Annotated in this window: 18 protein-coding genes and 1 pseudogene; 11 read left to right on the top strand and 8 right to left on the bottom strand. The window is 67.7% G+C overall.

Going from position 1 to position 24309, the window contains the following annotated elements:
• The first annotated feature begins 112 nt into the window (after positions 1-112).
• The 3 genes from ABD206_RS11810 to ABD206_RS11800 are packed head-to-tail and all read left to right on the top strand — an operon-like array spanning position 113 to position 4439.
• The gene (locus ABD206_RS11810) at positions 113-1225 is read left to right on the top strand and encodes a heme/hemin ABC transporter substrate-binding protein (RefSeq protein ID WP_344072788.1); all 1113 of its coding nucleotides are present in this window, start codon (positions 113-115) and stop codon (positions 1223-1225) included.
• On the top strand, positions 1222-2061 hold the full coding sequence (locus ABD206_RS11805; RefSeq protein WP_344072786.1) for a hypothetical protein: 840 nt from the start codon (positions 1222-1224) through the stop codon (positions 2059-2061). The genes ABD206_RS11810 and ABD206_RS11805 overlap by 4 nt, the downstream gene beginning before the upstream one ends.
• Positions 1992-4439: an immunoglobulin domain-containing protein gene (locus ABD206_RS11800; RefSeq protein ID WP_344072783.1), complete on the top strand. Its 2448-nt coding sequence runs from the start codon at positions 1992-1994 to the stop codon at positions 4437-4439. The genes ABD206_RS11805 and ABD206_RS11800 overlap by 70 nt, the downstream gene beginning before the upstream one ends.
• A 229-nt stretch (positions 4440-4668) precedes the next feature.
• On the opposite strand, the gene ABD206_RS13640 is transcribed toward ABD206_RS11800, so the two are convergent.
• Positions 4669-9261: an HtaA domain-containing protein gene (locus ABD206_RS13640; protein WP_486348068.1), complete on the bottom strand. Its 4593-nt coding sequence runs from the start codon at positions 9259-9261 to the stop codon at positions 4669-4671.
• Between the two features lie 735 nt (positions 9262-9996).
• Positions 9997-10746 (bottom strand): annotated as a pseudogene (locus ABD206_RS13635) (HtaA domain-containing protein); the annotation flags it as partial.
• 297 nt (positions 10747-11043) lie between these two features.
• Here ABD206_RS13635 and ABD206_RS11790 point away from each other — a divergent pair.
• From ABD206_RS11790 to ABD206_RS11780, 3 genes are read left to right on the top strand one after another with little or no spacing between them, the layout of a single operon-like run.
• Positions 11044-12183 (top strand): heme/hemin ABC transporter substrate-binding protein, encoded by a 1140-nt coding sequence (locus tag ABD206_RS11790; RefSeq protein ID WP_344072778.1) that lies wholly within the window; start codon positions 11044-11046, stop codon positions 12181-12183.
• Positions 12180-13253: a FecCD family ABC transporter permease gene (locus ABD206_RS11785; protein WP_344072776.1), complete on the top strand. Its 1074-nt coding sequence runs from the start codon at positions 12180-12182 to the stop codon at positions 13251-13253. Before ABD206_RS11790 ends, ABD206_RS11785 begins: the two co-directional genes overlap by 4 nt.
• Positions 13250-14026 (top strand): heme ABC transporter ATP-binding protein, encoded by a 777-nt coding sequence (locus ABD206_RS11780; RefSeq protein ID WP_344072774.1) that lies wholly within the window; start codon positions 13250-13252, stop codon positions 14024-14026. The genes ABD206_RS11785 and ABD206_RS11780 overlap by 4 nt, the downstream gene beginning before the upstream one ends.
• A 26-nt stretch (positions 14027-14052) precedes the next feature.
• Here ABD206_RS11780 and ABD206_RS11775 read toward each other — a convergent pair whose 3' ends face one another.
• Positions 14053-14406, bottom strand: coding sequence for a sterol carrier family protein (locus ABD206_RS11775; protein WP_344072772.1), 354 nt, complete (start codon positions 14404-14406; stop codon positions 14053-14055).
• A 79-nt stretch (positions 14407-14485) separates the two neighbouring features.
• Between ABD206_RS11775 and purD the strand changes: the two genes are divergently transcribed.
• The 5 genes from purD (at position 14486) to ABD206_RS11750 (ending at position 20431) form a co-directional block, all read left to right on the top strand.
• The gene (gene purD, locus ABD206_RS11770) at positions 14486-15754 is read left to right on the top strand and encodes a phosphoribosylamine--glycine ligase (protein WP_344072770.1); all 1269 of its coding nucleotides are present in this window, start codon (positions 14486-14488) and stop codon (positions 15752-15754) included.
• Between the two features lie 236 nt (positions 15755-15990).
• Positions 15991-17439, top strand: a complete 1449-nt coding sequence (locus ABD206_RS11765) for an aldehyde dehydrogenase family protein (protein WP_344072768.1) — start codon at positions 15991-15993, stop codon at positions 17437-17439.
• Positions 17439-18641 carry an L-2-hydroxyglutarate oxidase gene (lhgO, locus tag ABD206_RS11760; protein ID WP_344072766.1) on the top strand — a complete coding sequence of 401 codons (1203 nt, stop codon included), beginning with the start codon at positions 17439-17441 and terminating at the stop codon, positions 18639-18641. Before ABD206_RS11765 ends, lhgO begins: the two co-directional genes overlap by 1 nt.
• 18 nt (positions 18642-18659) lie before the next feature.
• Positions 18660-19106, top strand: coding sequence for a flavodoxin domain-containing protein (locus tag ABD206_RS11755; RefSeq protein ID WP_344072764.1), 447 nt, complete (start codon positions 18660-18662; stop codon positions 19104-19106).
• Entirely contained in the window at positions 19103-20431 is a 1329-nt protein-coding gene (locus tag ABD206_RS11750; protein WP_344072762.1) for an MFS transporter, read from the top strand. The genes ABD206_RS11755 and ABD206_RS11750 overlap by 4 nt, the downstream gene beginning before the upstream one ends.
• Positions 20432-20461: 30 nt before the next feature.
• On the opposite strand, the gene ABD206_RS11745 is transcribed toward ABD206_RS11750, so the two are convergent.
• The 5 genes from ABD206_RS11745 to ABD206_RS11725 all read right to left on the bottom strand — a co-directional run bounded on the left by ABD206_RS11745 (position 20462) and on the right by ABD206_RS11725 (position 24259).
• On the bottom strand, positions 20462-21541 hold the full coding sequence (locus tag ABD206_RS11745; RefSeq protein WP_344072760.1) for an NADH:flavin oxidoreductase/NADH oxidase: 1080 nt from the start codon (positions 21539-21541) through the stop codon (positions 20462-20464).
• A gap of 97 nt (positions 21542-21638) precedes the next feature.
• A complete protein-coding gene (locus ABD206_RS11740; RefSeq protein WP_344072758.1) occupies positions 21639-21953 on the bottom strand; it encodes a putative quinol monooxygenase in 315 nt (104 codons plus the stop codon).
• Positions 21950-23005: a hypothetical protein gene (locus tag ABD206_RS11735; RefSeq protein WP_344072756.1), complete on the bottom strand. Its 1056-nt coding sequence runs from the start codon at positions 23003-23005 to the stop codon at positions 21950-21952. The genes ABD206_RS11740 and ABD206_RS11735 overlap by 4 nt, the downstream gene beginning before the upstream one ends.
• A 13-nt stretch (positions 23006-23018) precedes the next feature.
• Positions 23019-23486: a GlcG/HbpS family heme-binding protein gene (locus tag ABD206_RS11730; protein WP_344072754.1), complete on the bottom strand. Its 468-nt coding sequence runs from the start codon at positions 23484-23486 to the stop codon at positions 23019-23021.
• A 2-nt stretch (positions 23487-23488) separates the two neighbouring features.
• The gene (locus ABD206_RS11725; protein ID WP_344072752.1) at positions 23489-24259 is read right to left on the bottom strand and encodes an alpha/beta fold hydrolase; all 771 of its coding nucleotides are present in this window, start codon (positions 24257-24259) and stop codon (positions 23489-23491) included.
• Positions 24260-24309 lie beyond the last annotated feature (50 nt).

Raw genomic sequence — 24309 nt, 5'->3', positions numbered from 1 at the left:
GCGCCACGATCATGTGCGTATCCCCAGCAGACTAAGGGTTGCCTATCCTTACTTGTCAAGATAGAAATTAGGTAAGCCTTAACTAATTTACAGCTTGACCTCCCTCACGCCCATGCACACATCACTTCGCCTCTCCAGCGCTCTCGCTGTCCTTCTCACGTCGGTGCTCGTCCTCTCTGGGTGCACGTTGTCGGCGGACGAATCGTCTACCGAGGGCATGTGCAAGAACACCGATCTCGCACTGTCGGAGCTCGCCACACTCACGGATCCACGCTCGTACGACGGGCCGTCGACGGCGTGCCTCGCATCCCAGACCGTCACGCCGGTGGCCTCCGAGGCCGCGTCGACGCTTCCCGTCACCGTCACCGACAACCAGGGGACGGAAGTCACGGTGACAGACACAAGTCGGATCCTTGCCCTCGACATCTATGGTTCGCTCGCGGCGACGGTCTACGGTCTCGGGCTGGGCGAGAATCTCGTCGGGCGGGACACGTCCACCGGTTTCGCCGAGGCTGCGGATCTGCCCCTCGTGACACAGAACGGCCATGAGTTGAATGCCGAGGCGATCCTCGAGCTTGACCCCTCGGTCATCATCACCGATACCTCCATCGGTCCGTGGGATGTCGTCTTGCAGATGCGCGAGATCGGCATCCCGGTCGTGATCGTGACGCCCGAACGCAGCCTTGAGAACAGTCGCGACATCATCACTGACGTGGCCGCCGCGCTGGGGGTACCCGCCCAGGGCGAGGAGCTCGCCGATCGCGTCGAAGCGGATCTGGCCGAGGTGGAGTCCCAGATCGCGGCGATCACCCCCGCCGATGCAACCGATCGAGTTCGCATCATGTTCTTCTACGTGCGCGGCGGAGCCGGGGTCTACTACCTCTTCGGCGAGGGCACGGGCGTCGACTCTCTCATCACGAGCCTCGGCGGCATCGACGTCGCGACGGAGATCGGGTGGCAGGGCATGCGCCCGATGACGGCCGAAGCCATCGTGGCAGCGGAGCCCGATCTCCTCCTCATGATGACGAAGGGCCTCGAATCGGTCGGCGGGATCGACGGGCTGTTGGAGTCGATCCCCGCCATTGCACAGACTCCCGCCGGCGAGCACCGCCGCATCGTCGACATGAGCGACTACGAGATCTTGAGCTTCGGACCACGCTCGGCGGATGTCGTCGAAGCCCTCGCTCGTGCCATCTACGCCCCCGAACAGAGCGGATTCGAATGAGACGTTCCCTGACCCGCACGTGGGGCGCGCTCGCCCTTGGCCTTGCCGTGACGATCGGACTCGTTTCGCCAGCCTCTCCCGCCTACGCCGCGGCGTCGGTGTCCGTGAGTGTCGAGGGTTATCCCGAGCTGACGTACGTGGCAGATCCGACGTACCTCACCCAGCTGCGGGTTTCAGGGTCGGGCTTCCAGTCGATCCAGAACGGGTTCGGCGGGATTTACGTCATGTTCGGATGGGTTGCGGGGTCCGGATGGGCGCCGAGCCAGGGCGGCTCAACGGGGACGACCTACCGCTATGTGCCCGACGACGAGACCAACCCGACCGGCTACGTGGCGTTCGTCTCTTTCCCGGGCAGTTCGACGGAGTATGCGGCCAACGGAGGCACCCTCTCTTCTGACGGCAGCTGGTCGACGGTGCTCAGCATCCCCGGCGCACAGTTCACCGCACTCGACCGAGACGGCAACGCCACGCAGGTGGACTGCCTGCAGGTGCAGTGCGGGATCATCACCGTCGGTGCGCACGGTGTCGTCAACGCGAACAACGAAACCTTCACCCCCATCACGTTCCAAGACCTGTACGGAGAAGACGAAGAAGCGGTCGAAGCAGCGCCCGTGGCGACACCCGAGCCCGCGCAGACGACGATCGTCGTCGAAGAGGAAACGGTCGAGGCGACCGCGGCAGCCGAAGAGGATCCGCTGGTACCCATCCTGCTCTGGAGCGCGGGGGGTATCGGCATTCTCGCCATCGCATCCATGGCGTTCTTAGTGTGGGCGGTGCTCTCGAGCAGGCGACGATCTCGCCGCGCGACCGACTCGACTCCGCCGCCGGCCGCATGAGGTCGGCTCCAGGGCGGTGGGGCACGCTCACCGCGACTCTCATCGCGACCCTCCTGCTCTCAGGAGCGCCCGGCGCTTCCGCTGCCGACCCCGTCGATGTGGGTGTGGTGGATGCTTCGGGGGCAGTGTTCGACTGGGGCATCAACAACGAGTCCAACGGCGGTGCCTACTTCGGTGGCTGCAACTTTCTCTCCGCCGGGATCGCCGGCGACACCGGCTCCGCACGCGTCTGGACCCACGCAGACGGTTTCTACCGAACCCAAGACGGCAACACCACCATCGTGCGCCCCACCGCCGACGGCACCGACCTGACAACCCCCACCTGGGACACCCGCTGCACCACCCCCGACGGCACCTCCGTCAACGGCAAAACCACCAGCGCCACCGACAGCTACACCCAAACCCGCATCCGCATCACCGGCGGCACCGGCACCCTCGACCCCACCACAGGAACCGCCGACATCACCTGGGACGGCTCCTTCACCGTCGCCTACTACGGCGGCATGACCTACTGGTCCGCCTCCAACCCACACCTCATCGTCAACCCCGACGGCACCGGAACCGTCACCGTCACCGCAACCGGCTACGCCGCCGACATGAACGACACCTCCGTCTGGGGCGCCCTCACCCCCCGCGAGATCACCATCGCCACCCTCACCGACGTCACCGTCACCGCCGCCGGCCTCACCGTCACCCCCGACTACCTCGGCATCACCGTCCCCGACACCATCGACGGACGAAACCCCCAACCCGAACCCACCACCGACAACGAACCCTGGTGGGGTGCCTTCCCCGAAAGCTTCCTCACCTTCCAACTCGACACCGGCCAAAGCTCCTACTGGTACACCACCGCAGGAACCGCCGGCAGCATCCAACCCCGCAAACCACCCCTCCCCCTCACCATCTCCTTCTCGGACGACGACCCCATCGAGGTCGCGCCGAGCATCGTCACCTCACCGCAGTCCACAGAAATCCCCGCAGGAGAGACTGCCTCGTTCACGGTTGCCGCAACGGGCACCGATCTGCACTACCGGTGGGAGTACGCGGTGCCCGCGGATTCGATGGATGAGGTCTGGCTCCTGGTCGAGGAGGCAGCAGCTGGCCCGCAGCTCGTCCTCGACGTCACTGCCGACCTCGATCAACGGCGTTACCGGGTCGTTGTGTCCAACACGCTCGGAGAAGTCACATCAGAATCGGCAACACTCACGGTGACCGGTTCCTCTCCGAGCGGCACAGTGGATCCTCCCGTCGATGTGGGTGTGGTGGATGCTTCGGGGGCAGTGTTCGACTGGGGCATCAACAACGAGTCCAACGGCGGTGCCTACTTCGGTGGCTGCAACTTTCTCTCCGCCGGGATCGCCGGCGACACCGGCTCCGCACGCGTCTGGACCCACGCAGACGGTTTCTACCGAACCCAAGACGGCAACACCACCATCGTGCGCCCCACCGCCGACGGCACCGACCTGACAACCCCCACCTGGGACACCCGCTGCACCACCCCCGACGGCACCTCCGTCAACGGCAAAACCACCAGCGCCACCGACAGCTACACCCAAACCCGCATCCGCATCACCGGCGGCACCGGCACCCTCGACCCCACCACAGGAACCGCCGACATCACCTGGGACGGCTCCTTCACCGTCGCCTACTACGGCGGCATGACCTACTGGTCCGCCTCCAACCCACACCTCATCGTCAACCCCGACGGCACCGGAACCGTCACCGTCACCGCAACCGGCTACGCCGCCGACATGAACGACACCTCCGTCTGGGGCGCCCTCACCCCCCGCGAGATCACCATCGCCACCCTCACCGACGTCACCGTCACCGCCGCCGGCCTCACCGTCACCCCCGACTACCTCGGCATCACCGTCCCCGACACCATCGACGGACGAAACCCCCAACCCGAACCCACCACCGACAACGAACCCTGGTGGGGTGCCTTCCCCGAAAGCTTCCTCACCTTCCAACTCGACACCGGCCAAAGCTCCTACTGGTACACCACCGCAGGAACCGCCGGCAGCATCCAACCCCGCAAACCACCCCTCCCCCTCACCATCTGCGCGAACGAAGACTGCGCGGTCCCCAGCCAGGCGGGATCCGGCGACGCATCCTCAGCGGTCACCGTCAGCCAGAACGTGGTGTTGCCCCCGGGTCCGATCCTGCTCAGCGCGGATGTTGCGCTCGTGCCGAGCGCCGCCGCGCCCGATGAAGTGATCATCGTCCGGCGCCTCTCTCGCGTCGTGACGACAGCGGCAGACAACCGCCACCTCGTCCTGTCGGCCGGGGCCCTCGTGGCTTCGCTCGGGATGTTGACGCTCGTGTGCGCGGGCGGAGCGACGCTCTTCGCGAGCGGACTCCTCGGCCGCCGGCGCTGACCTCCTCACTCGCCCACAACCGCTGCGTCACTCCCCACGGCAACCCGTCGTGCGTGCTAACGGCGCACGGCAGGCCACGCGCCCGACTTCGCTGAGCCACAGCGCAGAACCGAGGATCAGGCGTTCACGATCGCGGGAATGCCTGCCACCTCGACCGCTGTAGGGGTCTCGGGCATTCGCCCGAGACCCCTACAGCGTCAGCAACCGTGTTCAGCGGCTACCGGCGGACTCAGTCCTCCGAGCCGGTCCCGCGGCGGCGGGAGAGCAACATCCAGACCAGGATGATCGCAGCCAGCAGAACCAGGCCACCGATGATCCACCACCAGATCGACGCATCCGAAGAGGCAGGTTGCCCGGCGTCCTCGGTGGGTGTCGCCTCAGGGGTCGCGATGACCTCGGCGTCGTCCTCAGCCGTGACACAGTCCGTCGGCAACGGAATCGAGAACGACACGGGGTCGAGCGCTTCGCCCGCTTCGTAGGTACCGAACGCTGCCGCCCCCGCATCCGTCAGCACCGACTCGGCGCCGTCGAGCACGAGTACGCCGTCTACGGTCTGCAGGGCCTCGAGCGAGAACTGTGCGAATCGCACATTGGTGTCGGCGACCGCGTCACCGTCCTGCGTCTCGCCCGTGACATCGACGACCACGTATCCGACGTCTCCGGCCAACTCGATCTGCGCGTTCGAGATCGTCGTGTCGAGTGCGCCCTCGTGACCAGTGAAGCGAATCGTGCCGCCATAGGTGACCAGGCCCGTCATCGTCTCGGTGTCGACCGCTCCGGTGCCGTCAGTCCAGACGTAGTCCGGGTAGACGTACTCGACATCGGTCAGCTCCCAGCCGCCGGCGGCGATGCCTTCGATGTAGACGCGGAAGGACTCTTTGAAGCCCCAGGACAGGGTCGCACCCTCGACGGTGCAGCCCCCGCTCACGACGGCGCGGGTGAGGGTGAACTCGATACCCCGGTCGACCGAGCCCTGGAAGGTGAGCGTGTGCGCACCATCCTCGAGGGTCGCGGGCAGCGCTCCCGTCCACGTCACGACTCCGTCGGCATCGGCCGTGGCCTCGCCGAGCAGGATCGGGGTCGAATACACGACGACCTGCACGCCCTGCTCGTTCGGCTGGAAGCCACTCGCCTGCGCCGTGAAGGTGCCGCCGCTTTCGAGCGCCTCGTCGTCGTCGACCTCGATTCCCGTGGTCGCCGGCGGTGTCGCGGGCAGCTCTTCTGTCGTCGTTGTCGTCGTGGATGCCGCGGCCACGGTTCCCGTCGATCCCGACGGCGCGGCAGTTGCGGTCGAGCCGATCGTGAACGTGATCGGGTCGAGCGCAGTGCCCGTCGAGTAGAACCCACCGAAGGCCGCCGCCCCCGCCGAGGTGAGAGTCACCGGGGCGTTCGCATAGGTGACTGCCCCGTTCGACTCCGACTTCTGACCGGACGAGAGCGAGATGACACCCAGCTGCACACGGCTGCCGTTCGAGGTCACCCACAACTGCGCCGAGTTCGCGGACGTGATGCGCACCTCGGGGTTCGCAAACGTCAGGTTCAGCTCACCCGCGTGACCCCAGAACTGCACCGACCCGGTGTAGCTCGTGTTACCCAGGCCCGTCGCCGAGTCGTAGGTCGATCCTGATGCCTGACCGAACTGGAAGACACCGTTCGCGTACGTCGCGCCGCTGCGCAAAGTGATGCTGCCATCGGCAATCGGCCCGGTGACATAGCTCACGAACGAGGACTTGACGCCCCACGACATCGACCCGGCAGCGACATCGTCATCGGTCGATGAGCCGCCGCCGTCGATCACGGCGACGTTCGGCCAGGTGAAGTTCACGCCGAGCGGCGAGGCCGGCTTGTTCGCGTCCCCGCTCGCACCCGACGAGTAGTAGAACGCCTGGATGGAGGACGGCACGAGCCACACGAACGCGTTCGACCACGCGTCGTCGTACGTGCCCGACCACGTCCCCGCGGCGGTCGTGTCGGTGTAGTCGAAGTCGATGTCCGTGTCGACCGTTGTGCCCGCACCTTCGACATCCGCGCCGGAGAACGTCGCAACCACGGTGCGCGGGGCCTCTGCCGAGTCGTCGTACGTGTTCACGCCCGTGCGCACGCCGGCCACCCACGTGCCCGAGCCATCGGCACTCACATACAGCGTCGGATCGACGAGCTCGACCCATTGCCCGTTCGGCGGGAAGAAGTTGGCGTATGCCTCCGTGCGGAGGGTTCCGGTGAACTCGACGATCGCGCAGTTCGCGTCAGCGGTGACGACGCCCTCGGTCAGCGTGAAGGTCCCGTCGGCGACCGTCACGTTTCCGCTCGCAATCTTCGTCCACCCGGACGAGTACGCCGACCAGTCCCAGGTCGCCGTGGCGCCGGTCGATGTCTGGGCATTCGGTCCGGTCACACACTGCGCGGGTGCGGACAGGTCGACGATGCCGTACGCGGCGTCCACCCACACCGTCGAAGCGCCCTGACGCTGCTGCGTCTGGTAGCTCGCCTCGGATTCCACCCAGGCCCCGGATGCCGGCACGAAGGTCGCACTGATGAAGTGCCCACCCGCGGTCAGCGATGCCGTCGTGAGCGATGCGGCGCCGTCGATGAGCTCGACCGTTCCGAGCGACGTCGCTTCGGACGTGCCTACCGCGGTGGCAAAGAACTCGACCTCGCCCTGCGGTGCGGCATCGGTGTCCTCGCTTGTGACGGTCGCGCTGATCGTCACGTCCTCACCCAGCTCCGCGCGGGTCTCCGGCTCGATCGCCACACTGGTGGCCGTCACGGCGGGCCAGTCGAAGGTCAGGTCCAGCGGTGCCGGGGGCTTGCGAAGGTTCCCATCCGAGCCACTGGTCTGGTAAAAGTACGCCTGGATCGCGGCGGGAGCAGCGAGCACGAACCCGTTCGGCCACGCGTTCGCGTACGATGCGTTCCACGTTCCCAGCGCCGTCGTGTCGTCATATGCGAACGCGATCTGCGTGTCCACGCTCTCACCCGGGCCACCGACCTCGGCGCCCGAGAACGTCGCGAACACCAGGTCCTGACCGGTCGCGTCATCCGAGGTCGTGACCGTCGCCGACCACACACCCGACCCGTCCGCGCCAACCGTCAGCACCGGGTCAGCGAACCTCACCCAGAACCCGGTGTGCGGCTCGATCTGGAACCACCCGTCAAAGCTCACCACCGCGCAGTCAGCACCCGCAGACACCGTGCCGTCCGCGAACGCGAACGACGTGCCATCCACAGACACCGAACCACCCGCGGTCTTCGCCCACGGCATGTACCCGGCATACGAATACTCCGAGAACGCCCACGACGCACTCGCACCCGTCGACGTCACCGCATCCGCGGCAACCTCACACACCACCGGCGTCGACGTATCCACAATCCCGTAGTTCTCCGTCGCCCAGCTCTCCGACGGAGCAAACCCGTTACTCGAGGTGAACTCAGCCGCGAACGACCACCCACCCGCAGCCAACTCATCCGTCGACAACACGGCTTCGCCATCAACAACCTGGACCGTGCCCAACGACACCGCCTCAGACGAACCCGCAGCCGTCGCGAAGAACTCCACACTGCCTTCGGCCGTGATGGGGCTCACCGTCGCCGTCAGCGACACCTCGTCTCCGAGCACAGCACGCGTCTCGGGCGAGATGCTCAGCGAGGTCTCGCTCACGGCGGGCCAGTCGAAGGTCAGGTCCAGCGGTGCCGGGGGCTTGCGAAGGTTCCCATCCGAGCCACTGGTCTGGTAAAAGTACGCCTGGATCGCGGCGGGAGCAGCGAGCACGAACCCGTTCGGCCACGCGTTCGCGTACGATGCGTTCCACGTTCCCAGCGCCGTCGTGTCGTCATATGCGAACGCGATCTGCGTGTCCACGCTCTCACCCGGGCCACCGACCTCGGCGCCCGAGAACGTCGCGAACACCAGGTCCTGACCGGTCGCGTCATCCGAGGTCGTGACCGTCGCCGACCACACACCCGACCCGTCCGCGCCAACCGTCAGCACCGGGTCAGCGAACCTCACCCAGAACCCGGTGTGCGGCTCGATCTGGAACCACCCGTCAAAGCTCACCACCGCGCAGTCAGCACCCGCAGACACCGTGCCGTCCGCGAACGCGAACGACGTGCCATCCACAGACACCGAACCACCCGCGGTCTTCGCCCACGGCATGTACCCGGCATACGAATACTCCGAGAACGCCCACGACGCACTCGCACCCGTCGACGTCACCGCATCCGCGGCAACCTCACACACCACCGGCGTCGACGTATCCACAATCCCGTAGTTCTCCGTCGCCCAGCTCTCCGACGGAGCAAACCCGTTACTCGAGGTGAACTCAGCCGCGAACGACCACCCACCCGCAGCCAACTCATCCGTCGACAACACGGCTTCGCCATCAACAACCTGGACCGTGCCCAACGACACCGCCTCAGACGAACCCGCAGCCGTCGCGAAGAACTCCACCGAACCGGCCGGCACCTCGTCGGTGTCCGTTGCGGAGACCGCGGCCGTCAAGGTCACGTCCTCCCCGAGCAACGCGCGCGTCTCCGGGGCGACCGACAGCGTCGTCTGCGACCCCGGTGCGGGCCAGGTGAAGTCGATGTTCAACGCCGAGGCCGGCTTGTTCACGTCACCGCTGGCGCCAGAGGAGTAGTAGAACGCCTGGATCGACGACGGAACCTGCCACACGAATGCGTTGGTCCAGGCATCCGTGTACTCACCCGACCACGTGCCCGCGGCTGTCGTTCCCGCGTAGTCGAACGCCACCGACGTCGCGCCGGCGTGACCGATCGCGATATCGGACGCTCCGAAGGTCGCCACGACCGTCGGCGTCGCCATCGCGCTCGGGTCGTACGCGTTGGTGCCCGTGCGCATACCCGCGACCCACACGCCGGAACCGTCCGCGTTCACGTGGAGCGCCGGGTCGACCAGCTCGATCCACACACCATTCGGCGGGTAGAAGGTCGCGTAGGCCTCCACGCGCATCGTGCCGGTGAACTGCACCACCGCGCCGCCCGCGTCCGACGTCACCACACCATTCGAGAGCGCGAACGACCCGTCGACGACAGCGACATCCCCGCTGGCCACCTTGGTCCAGCCCGATGCGTAGGCCGACCAATCCCACGATGCGGTCGCGCCCGATGTCGTCACCGCATCCACCCCCGGCACATACGGCTCGGGCGTAGACGTATCGACGATCCCGTAGGAACCGTCCACCCAGACCATCGACGCACCCTGACGCTGCTGTACCTGGTAGGTGCCCTCAGATCCGTCGAAGCCGTTGCTCGAGGTGAACACGGCGCGCACGCCGTAGCCGCCGGCAGCCAAACCGCTAGTCACAAGAACCGCAACACCATCGACCGCCGCAACCGCTCCGAGCGACACCGGCTCAGACGAGCCCGCGGCGGTCACGAAGAACTCCACGCTTCCCGCGGGTGTCTCCTCGGAATCCACCGCGACGACGGTGGCCGTCATCGTGACCTCAGCCCCCAGCAGTGCCCGCGCATCGGGAGCGATCGTCAGGGTGGTCTCGGATGCACCTTCGGGAACGATCACGGCAGGCGTGATGGTGTAGGCGGTAGCCGACGACGAGGAGCCGAGGAACGCGGCGCTGTCGGCCGGGGTGAACGTCGCGGTGAGGGAGTGCTCTCCCTCGGCCAGGGTGGACACGGCGAGAGCGGCGGAACCCTCTACAACCTCCTGCGTACCCAGCGAGGTCTCACCGTCGAAGAATTCGACGGTGCCCGTCCCGGCGGGGGTCACCGTCGCAGTCAGCGTGACCGGGTCTCCCGCTTCGGCGGTCGCCTCGGGGGACACGGCGAGTGCCGTCGAGGTGGCAGCTGCGGGCACGGCGAACGGAACGGTGAAACTCAGCGGGTCAAGCGCCGTGCCTTCGGTGTACCCGTAGGACCCGAAGAATGCCGCCCCGCCCGCGGCCATCGTCGTCGGAACCGAGGTCCAGGTCGCCACCCCGCTATCCACGGAGGGCTCCCCGGCGCCGACGGTCGCGAATGCCACACCCGCCGTCGTCCCCGAGGGCGTGATCACGTCCATGTACAGCGTGCGCTCGGTGTCGTTCAGGACGATGCGCGGGTTTGCCAATGTGATGTCGAGCGCACCCTCATGTCCACTGAACTGGACGGCTCCGGTATACGAGACCGCAACGACCGAAGTGTCGGTGTCGAACTCGCCTGCGCCGGACACCCATTGGAAAGCGTTGGAGCCGCCACCCGGTTGCGAGGCGTTGCCCGACGTGCTGATCGATCCGTTGGCAATGGGGCCCACGACGTAGCTGCGGAAGGACTCCTTGAAACCCCACGCCATGGTCGCGGCCGAGACCTCCGCCGTGGCGGCGGCCGCGGGCTGCACTCCCACCAGACCAGCGAGGACGAGCAGGGCCGCAAGCAGAGACGCAAGCAACGAACGGTAGCGGGAGGATGCTGTGGACACGGCGGGATCAGGCACGAATTCTCCGGGAGGGAAAGAGCAGAGCGCGGTTTGTTCGACGATCCAGGTAAGGTTAGGGTCACCTTAAGAATCTGGAGCCGGATCGACGCTACGGCACGGATCCGCTCGACGTCAAACTTGAGGTTTGCCTTGCCTAACTACCGATCAGTCCTCGTGCGCGCTTCAGCGGCACTCGCCCTGGCCGCTGTCTCCCTGGGAGTACTCACCGGTTGCACCATTGCGTCAGCCTCCGAGGTCGATGTGACCTGTCCCTACGCGGCTCAGCCGCTCGACACGCTCGATCTCGTTCCGGATGTGCGCACGGCGACCGGACAGTCGACCGCGTGCCTGGCATCCAACGGCATCACCGTCACGGCGGACTCCACCGCTGCCGAGCTGCCTGTCACCGTGACCGATTCCGAGGGCACCGAGGTCGAGATCACCGACATCAGTCGCATCCTGCCGATCGACATCTCGGGGACGATCGCGGCGACCGTGTTCGCGCTGGGTCTTGGCGACAATGTCGTCGGTCGCGACGCCTCGACCGGCTTCGAGGGGACCGAAGATCTTCCCGTCGTGACCAACGCCGGCCACACTCTGAACGCGGAGGCCATCCTCGAGCTCGCACCCACGGTCGTCCTCACCGATACGACCCTCGGCCCGAAGGAAGTTCGCCAACAGCTCCGGGACGCCGGTATCCCGGTGGTCGTCATCTCCTCGGAACACACCCTCGACACGACGGACGACCTGATCGCAGAGATCGCGCAGGCGCTCGGCGTCGACTCTCGCGGCGAGGCGCTGATCACCCAAGTGGATGCCGACATCGCCGCGGCCGCTGAGCAGATCGCGCGGGTCGCCCCCGCCGCCACTGAGGACAAAGCACGGATGCTGTTCCTCTACGTGCGCGGCAACGCGAACATCTACTACATCTTCGGCAGCGACTCCGGCGCCGACTCGCTGATAGATGCCGTCGGCGGCATAGACGTCGCCGGGGAGATCGGTTGGGAAGGCATGAAGCCCATGACAGCCGAAGCGCTCGTGGCCGCGCAACCCGATGTCATTGTGATGATGACCCTCGGCCTCGAGTCCGTGGGCGGCGTGACCGGGCTTCTCGAGCGCATCCCGGCGCTCCTGCAGACCCCCGCGGGACAGAACGAGCGGATCATCGACATGGCCGACACCCAGATCCTCTCCTTCGGCCCCCGCTCCGCCGAGATCATCCTCGCGATCGCACGCGCCCTCTACGCCCCCGCGGACTCCCCCGTTCCGACTGAGGCCCCCGCGCCCGCTACGAGCAGCGTGCCGACCTCGTGAGCGAGGAGGTCGTCGTCCCGGTCCCCTCGCGCGCCCGGGCATCCCGCTTCGTCGTCGTCACCGCGCTCCTCGTCGTCGCGCTGGTCGTGACGGTCGTCGTCTCACTCGGTTCGGGTCAGTATCCGCTCGCGCCGAGCGAGGTCATCGGGGTTCTCCTCCAGTCGGTCGGGGTCCACACCGACTGGGCACCGACGGCGGATGCCGCCAGCGGCGTCGTCCTCGACATCCGTCTGCCGCGCATCGTGCTGGGGCTTCTTGTCGGGTGGGCACTGGCTGTGTCCGGAGTGCTGATGCAGGCGATCTTCGGAAACCCCCTTGCCGACGCCGGCGTCGTCGGCGTCTCGTCGGGAGCCGCCCTGGGCGCGGCCGCGAGCATCACGTTCGGTCTGGTCACCCTCGGCGCGTGGACGACGCCGCTGTTCGCGTTTGCCGGAGGCCTGATCGCGGTGTTCGCGGTGTACCTGATCAGCCGATCCGGCGGAAGAACAGAAGTGGTGACACTGCTACTCACAGGCATCGCGATCAACGCCATCGCGGGAGCGGGTCTGGCACTTCTCACCTTCCTCGGCACGACATCCACGCGCGAGCAGATCGTCTTCTGGCAGCTCGGCAGCCTCAACGGTGCACTGTGGCAGAACATCCTTCTCGTCGCGCCGCTCGTCGTCATCGGATCCGTCGTCGCGCTCGCCGTCGCGCGCCAGCTCGATCTCTTCGCCCTCGGCGAGCGCACCGCGCGCCACCTCGGCGTGCGCGTGGAGGCGCTTCGCGTGGTCGTCATCATCACGGTGGCCCTGCTGGTGTGTGCCGCCGTCGCCTTCGCCGGGATCATCGCCTTCGTCGGCCTCGTCATTCCCCACCTGTTGCGGATGGCGATCGGGCCGGCGCATCTGCCGCTGGTCATCACCAGCGCGCTCGGGGGTGCACTGCTCATCGAACTCGCCGACCTCGTCGCACGCACCGCAATCCCGCTCGCGGACCTTCCGATCGGCATGCTGACCTCGCTCATCGGCGGGCCCTTCTTCCTCTGGCTGCTGCTGCTAGCCCGTAAGAGCGCGGGAGGGTGGGCATGAGCGTCCGGCTGCGAGCCCGGGGGGTCACCGTTCACCCGGATGCCGCGCCCGAGCCGATCCTCGAGAATGCTGACCTCGATCTCCACACCGGCGAAGTCCATGCCCTCCTCGGTCCGAACGGTGCCGGGAAGTCGACGCTGTTCGGAACGCTCGCCGGTGACCTCGACACAAGCGCAGGGACGGTCGAGCTGGACGGACGGGCGGTTGCTGACTTCCACCCCCGATCCCTCGCCCGAGAGCGCGCCGTGCTACTGCAGCACAACGACGTGGCGTTCGCGTTCACCGTCGAGGAGGTCGTGCGGATGGGTCGCGCACCCTGGGCGCGCACGCCCAGGGAGGATGCCGACGACGAGCTCGTCGACGCGGCGCTGGCGGCGACCGACATCGCGCCGCTGCGCACACGCGTCGTGCGCTCACTCTCGGGCGGCGAGCGCGCACGTGTGGCGCTGGCGCGCGTGCTGGCGCAGGATGTCGGCATCCTGCTGCTGGACGAACCCACCGCGGCGCTGGACCTGCGCCACCAGGAGGATGTGCTGCGCATCGCCCGTGACCGCGCGCGCGCCGGCGCCGCGGTGGCGCTCGTCGTGCACGACCTGAACGCGGCTCTCGCCTACGCCGACCGAGCAACCCTGCTCTCGCGCGGACGTGTCGTGGCAACGGGTACGCCGGCCGAGGTCATCACCGCCGAGCGGGTCGAGCATGTATACGGGCAGGCGGTGGACATCCTCACCCATCCGCACACCGGTATCGGGATCGTCGTCCCGCGCCGCTAGCGTTCCCCGCGTCGAGCCGATTCGCGCTACGGGTGCAGAGGCAGCAGGTCCGAGACATCGGCTCGGGTTCCCGACGCGTGCACGCCTCCGGCCGCGACCGCAGCCGCCCACGTCTGCGCGCCGCGCGCGAGTGCGAGCCAGGTCGCGGCATCCATTTCGACGACATTCGGGGGAGTACCGCGAGTGTGGCGCGGGCCCTCGATCACCTGCACCGCACCGAACGGGGGAACTCGCACCTCGACCGTTCCCCCCGGCGCCTTCTCGACCAACAGTTGCAGCAGATACCGCACGGCGGTGGCCGTGTCGGCGCGCCCGGCGCTCCCGGCGTCGACGGCCGCAAGCGCCGCCCGTCCCGCCTCTGTCGTGATCTTCGGTGGCACCCCTCCAGGCTACGGCGGTCGCGGCATCCACCCCACGCCCGGCCGCACCTGAGACAAGCGTGCTGGGTAGGCTGGCGGGGTGAAGATCCTGGTCCTCGGTTCGGGTGCCCGTGAGCACGCGATCATCCTGTCCCTGCGCGGCGAAGAGGCCGCGCACGAGATCCTCGCCGCCCCCGGCAACGCGGGCATCGCGCAGGTCGCGACGATCGTGGATCTGGCCGAGTCCGATCCCGTCGCGGTTGCCGACTACGCCAACACGCACCTCGTGGACCTTGTGGTCATCGGCCCGGAGGCGCCGCTGGTGGCCGGCGTCGCCGATGCGCTGCGCGAGCGCGGCATCCCGGTCTTCGGACCCGGCAAGGCCGCCGCACAGCTCGAAGGGTCCAAGGCGTTCGCAAAGCGAGTCATGGAGGCCGCGGGAGTCCCCACCGGTCGCGCGGCGCGAGCAGCGACCCTCGCACAGGTGTCCGCCGCCCTCGAGGAGTACGGCGCCCCCTACGTCGTGAAGGCCGATGGCCTGGCCGCAGGCAAGGGCGTGATCGTCACAAGCGAGCTGGATGCCGCGCTCGCCCACGCCGAGGCCTACCTCCCGTCCGGTCCCGTGCTCGTCGAAGAGTTCCTGTCCGGCCCCGAGGTCTCACTCTTCTTCATCAGCGACGGCGACCGCGTCGTACCGCTGAGCCCCGCACAGGACTTCAAGCGCCTGCTCGACGGTGACGCCGGACCGAACACCGGCGGCATGGGTGCCTACTCCCCATTGCCGTGGCTGGCCGAGGACTTCGGCTCGGAGGCCGCGTTCGTCGAGCTGGTCCGTCGCACGATCGCAGAACCCGTCATCCGGCAGCTGGATGCCGAAGGCACGCCCTTCATCGGGCTGCTGTACGCCGGGCTCATCCTGACCGAGGGCGAGGTCAAGGTGATCGAGTTCAACGCCCGCTTCGGCGACCCCGAGACGCAGGTCGTCTTGCCGCGCTTGGTCGAGCCGCTCTCCGAACTGCTGCTGGCGGCGGCGTCTGGACACCTCGAAGACCTTCCCGATCCGACCTTCCGACCCGATGCGGCTGTCACCGTCGTTCTCGCGAGCGAGGGATACCCCGCCGGCCCGCTCACCGGCCGCGAGCTGAGCGGCATCGATGCCGCCGACGCGCTGGACGGCGTACACGTCGCCCACGCCGCCACGGCCGACCGCGACGGAAAGCTCATCGCCACCGGGGGTCGTGTGCTGAACGTCGTGGCGACGGGCGTCGACTTCGCCGATGCCCGCTCGCGCGCCTACGCCGCCCTGGGACTGATCGGCCTGCAGGGAGGACAGTTCCGTACCGACATCGCCGCACGCGTCGCCAGCTGAGCGGGGTGCAACTCGGCTGAGCGAGGTGCAACTCGGCTAAGCGAGGTGCAACTCGGCTAAGCGAGGTGCAACTCGGCTAAGCGAGGTGCAACTCGGCGCCGAGAACGGATCGCGCAACCTAGGCTTGCGCGATTGACGCAGTCCGCGCGTTGCCGCCGGCCGTGCCGCAGGCGAAGCTGGAAGGACGCGGCTCGGGCGCTGCCGCCTTGGCGCTCGAGCCGCAACCAGGAGGCGTTGTGAGCATCACTGTCGAAGCCAATCTCGTCGGCGGCCGGCTGACCACCGAAGGTTCCGGCGACCCGATCCCGGTCCTCAACCCCGCGGACTACTCCGTCATCGGACATGTCCCCGCGATGGGCGCAGCCGATGTGGACGTCGTCCTCGACGCCGCGGTGGCCGGAGCGAAGACGTGGCGTTCGACCGGGCCGATCGCCCGAGGCCGCGTGCTGCTGGATGCCGCCGCGTTGATCCGCGCCGAGGCCGCAGAGCTCGCCGAGCTCATCGTGAGCGAGATGGGGAAGACCCGCGCCGAGGCGACGGGAGAAGTCGGCAAGGCCGCTGAGTTCTTCGAGTACTACGGCGGGATGGGACGCGAAGGCTTCGGCACCGTCATCCCGGATGCCCGCCCGAGCACCTTCGCGATGTACGTGCGCGAGCCGATCGGTGTCGTCCTGCTGGTCACACCGTGGAACGATCCGCTGCTGACCCCGGCGCGAAAGATGGCCCCGGCGCTCATCGCCGGCAACGCCGTCGTCATCAAGCCGGCGACCGAGACACCGCTGATCACCCTGAAACTCGCCCAGATCCTGCACCGCGCCGGCATCCCCGAAGGGGTGCTGGGAACCGTCACCGGCCGCGGCTCCGAGATCGGCGACCTGCTGACGACGGACAGCCGCCTCGCGGCCGTGTCCTTCACCGGGTCCACGAGCGTGGGCCTCGGCCTGCAGCGCAAGCTCGCCGGCTCCGGCGTGCGCGTGCAGACCGAGATGGGGGGCAAGAACGCCGCCGTCGTCATGGCGGACGCCGACCTCGACATGATCACCCCCATCCTCATGGGCGGCGCATTCGGACAGGCCGGGCAGCGCTGCACCGCAACCAGCCGCCTCATCGTCCAGCGATCGATCGCCGACGAGGTGCGGGCCCGCGTGTCGGCGGGACTCGCTGCCCTGCGCGTCGGCGCTGGCGGCGCAGAGGGCACGGACATCGGCCCGGTTGTGAGCCGCTCTGCCCAGGCCGACATCGCCTCGCGCGTGCAGGCGGGGCTCGACGAGGGGGCGACGATCGTAGCGACCGCACCCCTGGCCGAGGGCATGACCGACACGGGCGCGTTCGTGCAACCCGTGCTGCTGACGGTGGATGCCGACAACAGCCTGTGGAACGAGGAGATCTTCGGCCCCGTGCTCAGCATGATCGAGGTCGAGGATCTGGATGAGGCGATCGACTACGTGAACGCCTCGGCATACGGCCTGTCCAGTGCGATCTACACGGGGAGCCTCGATGCCGCCTTCCGCTTCATCGATGCCGTTGACACCGGACAGGTGTCGGTCAACCAGCCGACCAGCGGGTGGGACATCCACCAGCCGTTCGGCGGGTTCAAGGAGTCTGGTTCGGCGTTCAAGGAGCAGGGATCCGTGGCTCTCGAGTTCTACACGCGTGTGAAGACCGTTGCGGTGAGGAGCCGCTGATGGCTACACGTGTCGGGATCGTCGGCGGCGGGATCGTCGGGATCGCCCTGGCCCGCGCCATGTCTTCACGAGGCGACGAGGTGACCGTCTTCGAGAAGGAGCTGCGCCTGGCGTCCCACCAGACCGGGCACAACTCCGGCGTCGTGCACGCGGGGCTTTACTACAAGCCCGGCTCGCTCAAGGCGACGCTGTGCACCGCCGGCCGCATCGCCACCCGCGAGTTCTGCGAGGAGAAAGGCCTCCCCTTCCGTGAAGTGGGAAAGCTCGTCGTCGCCGTGGATGAGAGCGAACTCGACGCGCTCAATGAGATCGAACGCCGTTCACGTGAGAACGGCGTCCCCGACCTCACCCGCATCGACGACGTCGAGCGCCTGCGCGAGATCGAGCCCCATGTCGCCGGTGTCGCGGCGGTCCACTCCCCCCATACGGCTGTGGTCGACTACGCGAGCATCACAGAGGCGATGGCCCAGGATGTCCGCGGACACGGGGGCGACGTGCGCCTCGGGCACGAGGTGACCGCCATCGAACTCGAGAACGGCACGGTCCGCATCGTCACCCCGGTCTCGGATGACGTGTTCGACAAGGTCATCGTGTGCGCCGGGCTGCAGTCGGATGTGGTCGCGAAGCTCGTCGGCGCGGATCCCTCACCGAAGATCCTCCCGTTCCGCGGAGAGTACTGGGAGATGGCGTACGAGCGCACGGATCTGGTCAAGGGCATGATCTACCCCGTTCCCGATCCCCGGTTCCCCTTCCTGGGTGTCCACTTCACCCGAGGCGTCTACGACAATGTCCACGTCGGCCCCAACGCCGTGCCCGCGCTGGCGCGCGAGGGCTACAAATGGCTGAAGATCTCACCCAAGGACACCTGGGACTCATTGCGCTGGCCGGGTGCGGGCTCGCTTGCGAAGCAGCACTGGCGGATGGGCGTCGACGAGATCAGCGGCTCTTTGATCAAGCCGCTGTACTTCCAGAAGGCCCGTCGGTTCATCCCCGAGCTGAAGATGTCCGATCTCACGCACAAGAGCGCGGCGGGTGTGCGCGCGCAGGCGTGGGGGCGCGGCGGTGAGCTGCTGGACGACTTCGCCGTGGACCAGGTGGGCCCGGTGACGCTGCTGCGCAACGCTCCCTCTCCCGCCGCCACCTCGGCGATGTCGATCGCCGACTACGTCCTGCAGCACTACATCGACGCCGCCACGGCGTAGCCGGAGTAGCGTCGAGACATGCACATCGTCGTCCTGTACGGAACCGAATCGGGCAATGCCGAAGATGTCGCGAAAGGTATTCAGAGGGAGTTCCGCGACCTCGACGTCGAGATCGTCAACATGGCGGATGCCGCCCCCGACGTCTTCACCCCGGAGCCGCTGTATCTCATCGCGTGCGCGACGCACGGCGGCGGAGAGCTCCCCGGCTTTGCGCAGTTCCTCCACGACGATCTGCTGGAGATCGGACCGGACCTCTCGGGGGTGCGCTATGCGATGTTCGGGCTCGGCGATACCTCGTACGACGAGCGCTACAACCGCGGCGCAAAGCAGTTCGACGCCCTCCTGACGGGCCTCGGTGCCGAGCGGGTCGGGCCGTTCGGCGAGCACGATGTGATGACCCGGCAGCTACCGGCCGCGGTGGGCGTGGCCTGGGCACGCGAGGTTCTCGATACCGTCGACGTATGACATCGCCCGGCTCCAGCTCCGCTTCGCTCGACCCAGGCACCCGGCGAATGCTGCTGCGCTTCGCGCCGATGATTTACGGTCCGACGTTGCTGTTCGGCCTCGGCGAGGGAGCGTTACTGCCGCTGCTGCCGGTCATCGCCGCCGCGCAGGGCGCGAGCGTGGCCCAGGCGGCACTCATCGCCTCGGTGATCGTGGTGGCACGCATGATCGGCAACCTCCCCGCAGGCTGGATCGTCACACGCATCGGAGAGCGCTACACGATGGCGATCGCCGGTGTCCTCGCGCTCGCGGGCGGTTTCGGCATCCTGTTCGCACCGAACCTCGCGGTGCTGGCGGTCGCCGTGTTCGGTATCGGATTGTGCGCCTCGGCGTTCGGGCTGGCCCGCCATGCCTTCATGACCACGCGCGTGCCATTGGCCTACCGAGCGCGAGCACTGTCGGTGCTCGGCGGCTCCTTCCGCCTGGGGATGTTCGTCGGCCCGTTCGTCTCCGCGGTGCTTCTCACCGTCTTCGGCGGCGAGTCGGCGACGGTGTGGTTCTTCATCGCGATGCTGGCGGCGCTCATCCTGCTGGTGTTGGTGGGGCGAGACCCCGAGGAAGAGCTCCGCTCCGAGGGGGCCCTGCCGACCGACAAGCGACCGCGCATCGAGGACGACGTCGCCGACGACACCGGCGAGTCGACGACCGGCAGCATTCCGCTCCCCGAGGAGCGCGGCGTTTTCCGGACGATGTGGCAGTTCCGCGGCGTCCTCGCGCGCTTGGGGCTGACGACGGCGACCCTGTCAGCGGTGCGCCAGGCCCGCGTGTACCTGCTGCCGCTGTGGGGCGTCTCGCTCATGCTGGATGCCGAGGCGATCGCGCTGATCGTCGGCATCACCGGAGCCCTGGAGTTCGCACTCTTCTACACGAGCGGCCAGGTCATGGACCGCTGGGGTCGGGTCTGGGCGGCCGTGCCCTCGATGGTCCTCATGGGCGGCGCCTTCGCGGGGCTCGCTTTCACGCACAATCTGTCGGGCGCCATCGGCTGGTTCATCGTCGCCGCCGTCATCGTCGGTATCGGCAACGGCGTCTCGTCCGGCATCCTGATGACGATCGGGGCGGATGTCGCCCCACCCGACAACCCCGCACCGTTCCTCGGCTCGTGGCGTCTGCTCACAGATGCGGGGGGCGCGGCATCCCCCCTGCTGATCGCGGGGGTCACCGCCCTCGCGAGCCTTCCGGTCGCCACAGCCGTGATCGGCGCGATCGGCCTGTTCGGCGCGATCGGCTTCTGGCGATTCGTCCCCCGCTACATCCCCCACCCGCCGCAGCCGAAGAGGCGCTGACGCCGCCGGCAACAGCAGCAAGCGGATGCCTCAGCGGTACGCGCGCTCGTAGGGTCCGGGCTTGTACGACATCCGGTAGCGGAGCGCGTCAGCGGCGCGGATCGGGAAGTTCGGGTCCCGCAGTGTTTCACGACCGACCATCACGACATCCGCCTGCTCGAGGGCCACGATCTGCTCAGCCTGGAAGGGCTCGTCGATCATGCCGACCGTCGACACCGGAAGCCCGCTGGCCTCACGGATCGCCGTGGCGAACGCCAGCTGATAGCCGGGTCCGACGGGAATCTTGACGTGCAGGATGTTGCCGCCGCTGGACACATCGATCATGTCGACCGAGTGTTCGCGCAGCATGTGGCTCAGTTCCACGGTCTGCGGCAGATCCCATCCGCCCTCGGCCCAGTCCGTCGCCGAGACCCGAACCAGCAGCGGGATGTCGTCACCGATCGCGGCCCGCACGGCATCCACAATCTCGATCAGCAGGCGCGAGCGATTCTCGAGCGAACCCCCGTAGGCATCGGTGCGCTGATTGGACAGCGGCGAGAGGAAGCTGTGCAGCAGGTAGCCGTGGGCGGCGTGGATCTCGAGGATGTCGAAGCCCGCGGCGATAGCGCGCCGCGCCGCCGCCGCGAAGGCCTCGACGATTCCGGGCAGTTCGTGGACCGTGAGCTCGCGCGGTTCGGCGAGACCGGTGAACGCGATGGGTGACGCACCCACCGGCTGCCAGCCGCCGTGCTCGACCGGAACATTCCCTTCGGGCCGCTCCCCCCATCCCCGCCAGGTGGATGCCTTGCGGCCGGCGTGGGCGAGCTGGATGGCGGCGAGCGCGCCCTGCGTGTGTATGAAGGACGTTATGCGTGCGAACGCCGCAGCCTGGTCGTCGTTCCAGAGCCCGAGATCCTGCGGGCTGATACGCCCTTCGGGAGCGACTCCGGTCGCCTCGGCCATGACCACTCCGGCGCCGCCCCGAGCGAGGGAGCCCAGGTGCATCAGATGCCAGTCGGTCGGGACCCCGTCCTGCGCATCGACCATGTACTGACACATCGGCGGGATCCAGATACGGTTGCGGGCTTCGACTCCGCGCAGAGTCAGGGGCTCGAACAGCGCGTGCGACACGTCGTTCCTTTCGGACAGCAAGAGGGACATCGGGAGCCTAACCGGCACCCGATGCCCCTCGGGCCGTCCGCGAAGTAGTCAGCGCGCGCCGACAGTTTCAGAAGGCGACAGCGATCGTGACCTCGGTCGGCGCAGCCATCAGTCCCTTCACTCCGTCGCGTAGCACCTGCACGGCGCTGCCGGTGTCGTGCGCCGCCAGTGCCTCCCGCGAGCTCCAGCGCTCGACGATGACGATCGTTCCGTCATCGGCCAGGTGGGGCGCGTACTGCTCGCAGCCCTCCTCGGCGCGGATGCCGTCCACGGCCGCGGCGATCGCGGCGATCGCCTGCTCGAGGTTCTCAGGTGCCGGGTGGAGCCGCGCGACCACCGTGACGGCGGTCGTGGCGGCAGCCGACACAGCCTCGGAGCTCACGCCTCGTTCCCCCAGATCATGGTGGCGAAGATCTCGACCTGCTCGAGCTTCTTGCGCTGCTCTTCCTGGGTGAGGGCGGCCGGCTGGTAGTGCGCCGCCTGGAACGGGCGCTGCGGAAGCAGCCCGATCGCGTCGTAGTCGTGGACGTCGATGACATCCTCGATGCGCTTCACGACGGTGTCGATGTCTTCGAGCGCGGGGGTGGTCGCATCGACGATGCCGAGCGACACCTGCTTGCCCTCGGGAACGTAGCGCGGCAGGTCCTGTGCGACGGCGGCCTCGTTGTGGAAGGGCACCGTGAACTTGTCGTACGAGGTGGCGAACAGCTTCTCCACGCGGGCGTAGTCGACGTCGCCGTCCAGGTTGTCTCCCCAGCCGGTGGCGAGGGCGACCTTCTGGTCTTCCTCCTTCTCGAGCCCCGCGATCACCGCGTTGTCGATCTGCACGGCCTCGTCGAACGTCAGCAGCGGATTGTCACGCCCGACGAGGTAGGCCGAGTAGTCGGGGTTGTCGAACTGGATGAATTTCACACCGAGTTCGAACAGGTGCTCGATCTCCTCGACCATCAGCTCCGCGAGCGCGTCTCCCAGGGCTGCGGCACCGGGGTAGGCCCGCACCGTCTTCAGCTCGTCGTAGCACTGCGCCGCGATGTGAGCGGGCGAGGGCAGGTTGACCTTCACGGGGAAGCCCGTGTGCTCGAGCATGAACGACGCCGCGTCTGCGGCGATCGGGCTCTTGAGCTTGAGCGGGCCGTCGACGATCCAGGTGCCGAATCCGGCGTCGCTCATCTGTCCCTGCGCCCGGGTGAAACCCTGGACATTCCAGAGGACGGGGCTGCGGTAGTCGCCGTTGCGGTAGCCGCCGTCCGAGAGGCACGACAGCGTCAGGTGGCGCTGCGTGGTGATCCACTCCTGGATCTGCTCGTCCTCGATCGCGGCGAGCTCGTCCGCGGTGATCTCACCGGCGCGCAGCTGGTCACGCGCTTGCTGCAGCAGCTTGGGCCGGACCGCGCCGCCATGATTGTCGATGCGGTAGGCGAAGTAGTTTGCCATCGTCGGCTCCCTCTCAGTGCTTGCCGTCGGCGGCGCCCTTGGCACCGGCCCATTCGGCGAAATCGGTGTCGTAGCCGAGCTCGGTGAGCAGGGCCTGGGCGAGCGCCTCGTCCTCCTGCGGGGTGCCGCCGGAGACGCCGACACCGCCGATGAACTCGCCGTCGCGCTTGAGGGTGACCCCGCCGCCGGTCGCGACGATCGGGAAGTGCCCCATTGTCGAGACCTGGCTGAAGAAGGCGGGGTCGGAGTTCGACCACGGCTTGAGCATCGCGCTCGGGCGCTGCATGACCGCCGACGTGTAGGCCTTCGACAGTGCGATCATCGGGGTCATCGGGCGAGCGCCGTCGAAGCGACGGATGCTGACGATGAACCCTCCCGAGTCGACGACCGCGATGCTCAGGCCCTTGCCCAGACGCAGCGCTTCGCGCTCAGCGACGGCCATGATCTTCTCGGCGTCTTCCTGCATGACGTTCTTCGGCATGATCACTTTCCTCCCAGCTCGTCGACGAGCTTCTTCACAGCGGCGTTGAACAGGTCGGGACGCTCCCAATACATGGAGTGGGGCGCACCGGGGACGACCTCCAGCAGCGAGCCCTCGATGAGCTCGTGCGCCTTGGTCACCGTGGCGGGGCTGAGGACGGCATCCTTCTCACCGGCCAGGAACGCGATCGAGATGCCGGCCGCGGCCACCCCCTCGATCGTGGGGCCGTCGCTGGCGAGGTTGCGCAGGTCCTGCATCCGCGCCTTGTTGAAGGTTCCCATCTGCGTGAACAGGAACGTCTTGGCGGGGTCGTCCGCGCGGAAGGCTTTGGTGAGGAGGCGGTCGATGACCGGGAGCTTCTCGGCCTCCGCACGGTCTGCCTTGACCAGCGGCGTGATCTCGGGGTGGTCGATGCCACCCAGCGAGTGGGCGAGGATGACACCGCGCACCCGCTCGGGCACCTGCAGCGCGGCCTTGAGGGCTGCGGCGGCACCGATCGACTGGCCGAGCAGCACCAGGTCGGTGAGATCGGCATCCTCGATCACCGCACGGATGTCGCCGGGGAAGTTGAGGCTGTCGAAGGACTCATCGGGGTCGGAGTTGCCGAACCCGCGCAGGTCGATCGTGACGATGGTGTGCTGGTCTCGCAACGCCGCGACCTGCTGCCACCACGCCGCGTGGTGACCGCCGGAACCGTGCACGAGCAGGATCGGCGAGCCCTCGCCGTGCACCTCGTAGTAGATCGAGGTGCCGTTGTTGACCACAGTGGGCATTGAGCATCCTTGCTGTTTTCGGGCGCGATCGCTCGCACCCGGGGTGGGTG

This window comes from Microbacterium sediminicola (assembly GCF_039531125.1).
GTDB lineage: Bacteria > Actinomycetota > Actinomycetes > Actinomycetales > Microbacteriaceae > Microbacterium > Microbacterium sediminicola.
The sequence above is the reverse complement of the archived record's forward strand: the minus strand, read 5'-3'. Positions and strand labels throughout refer to the sequence as shown.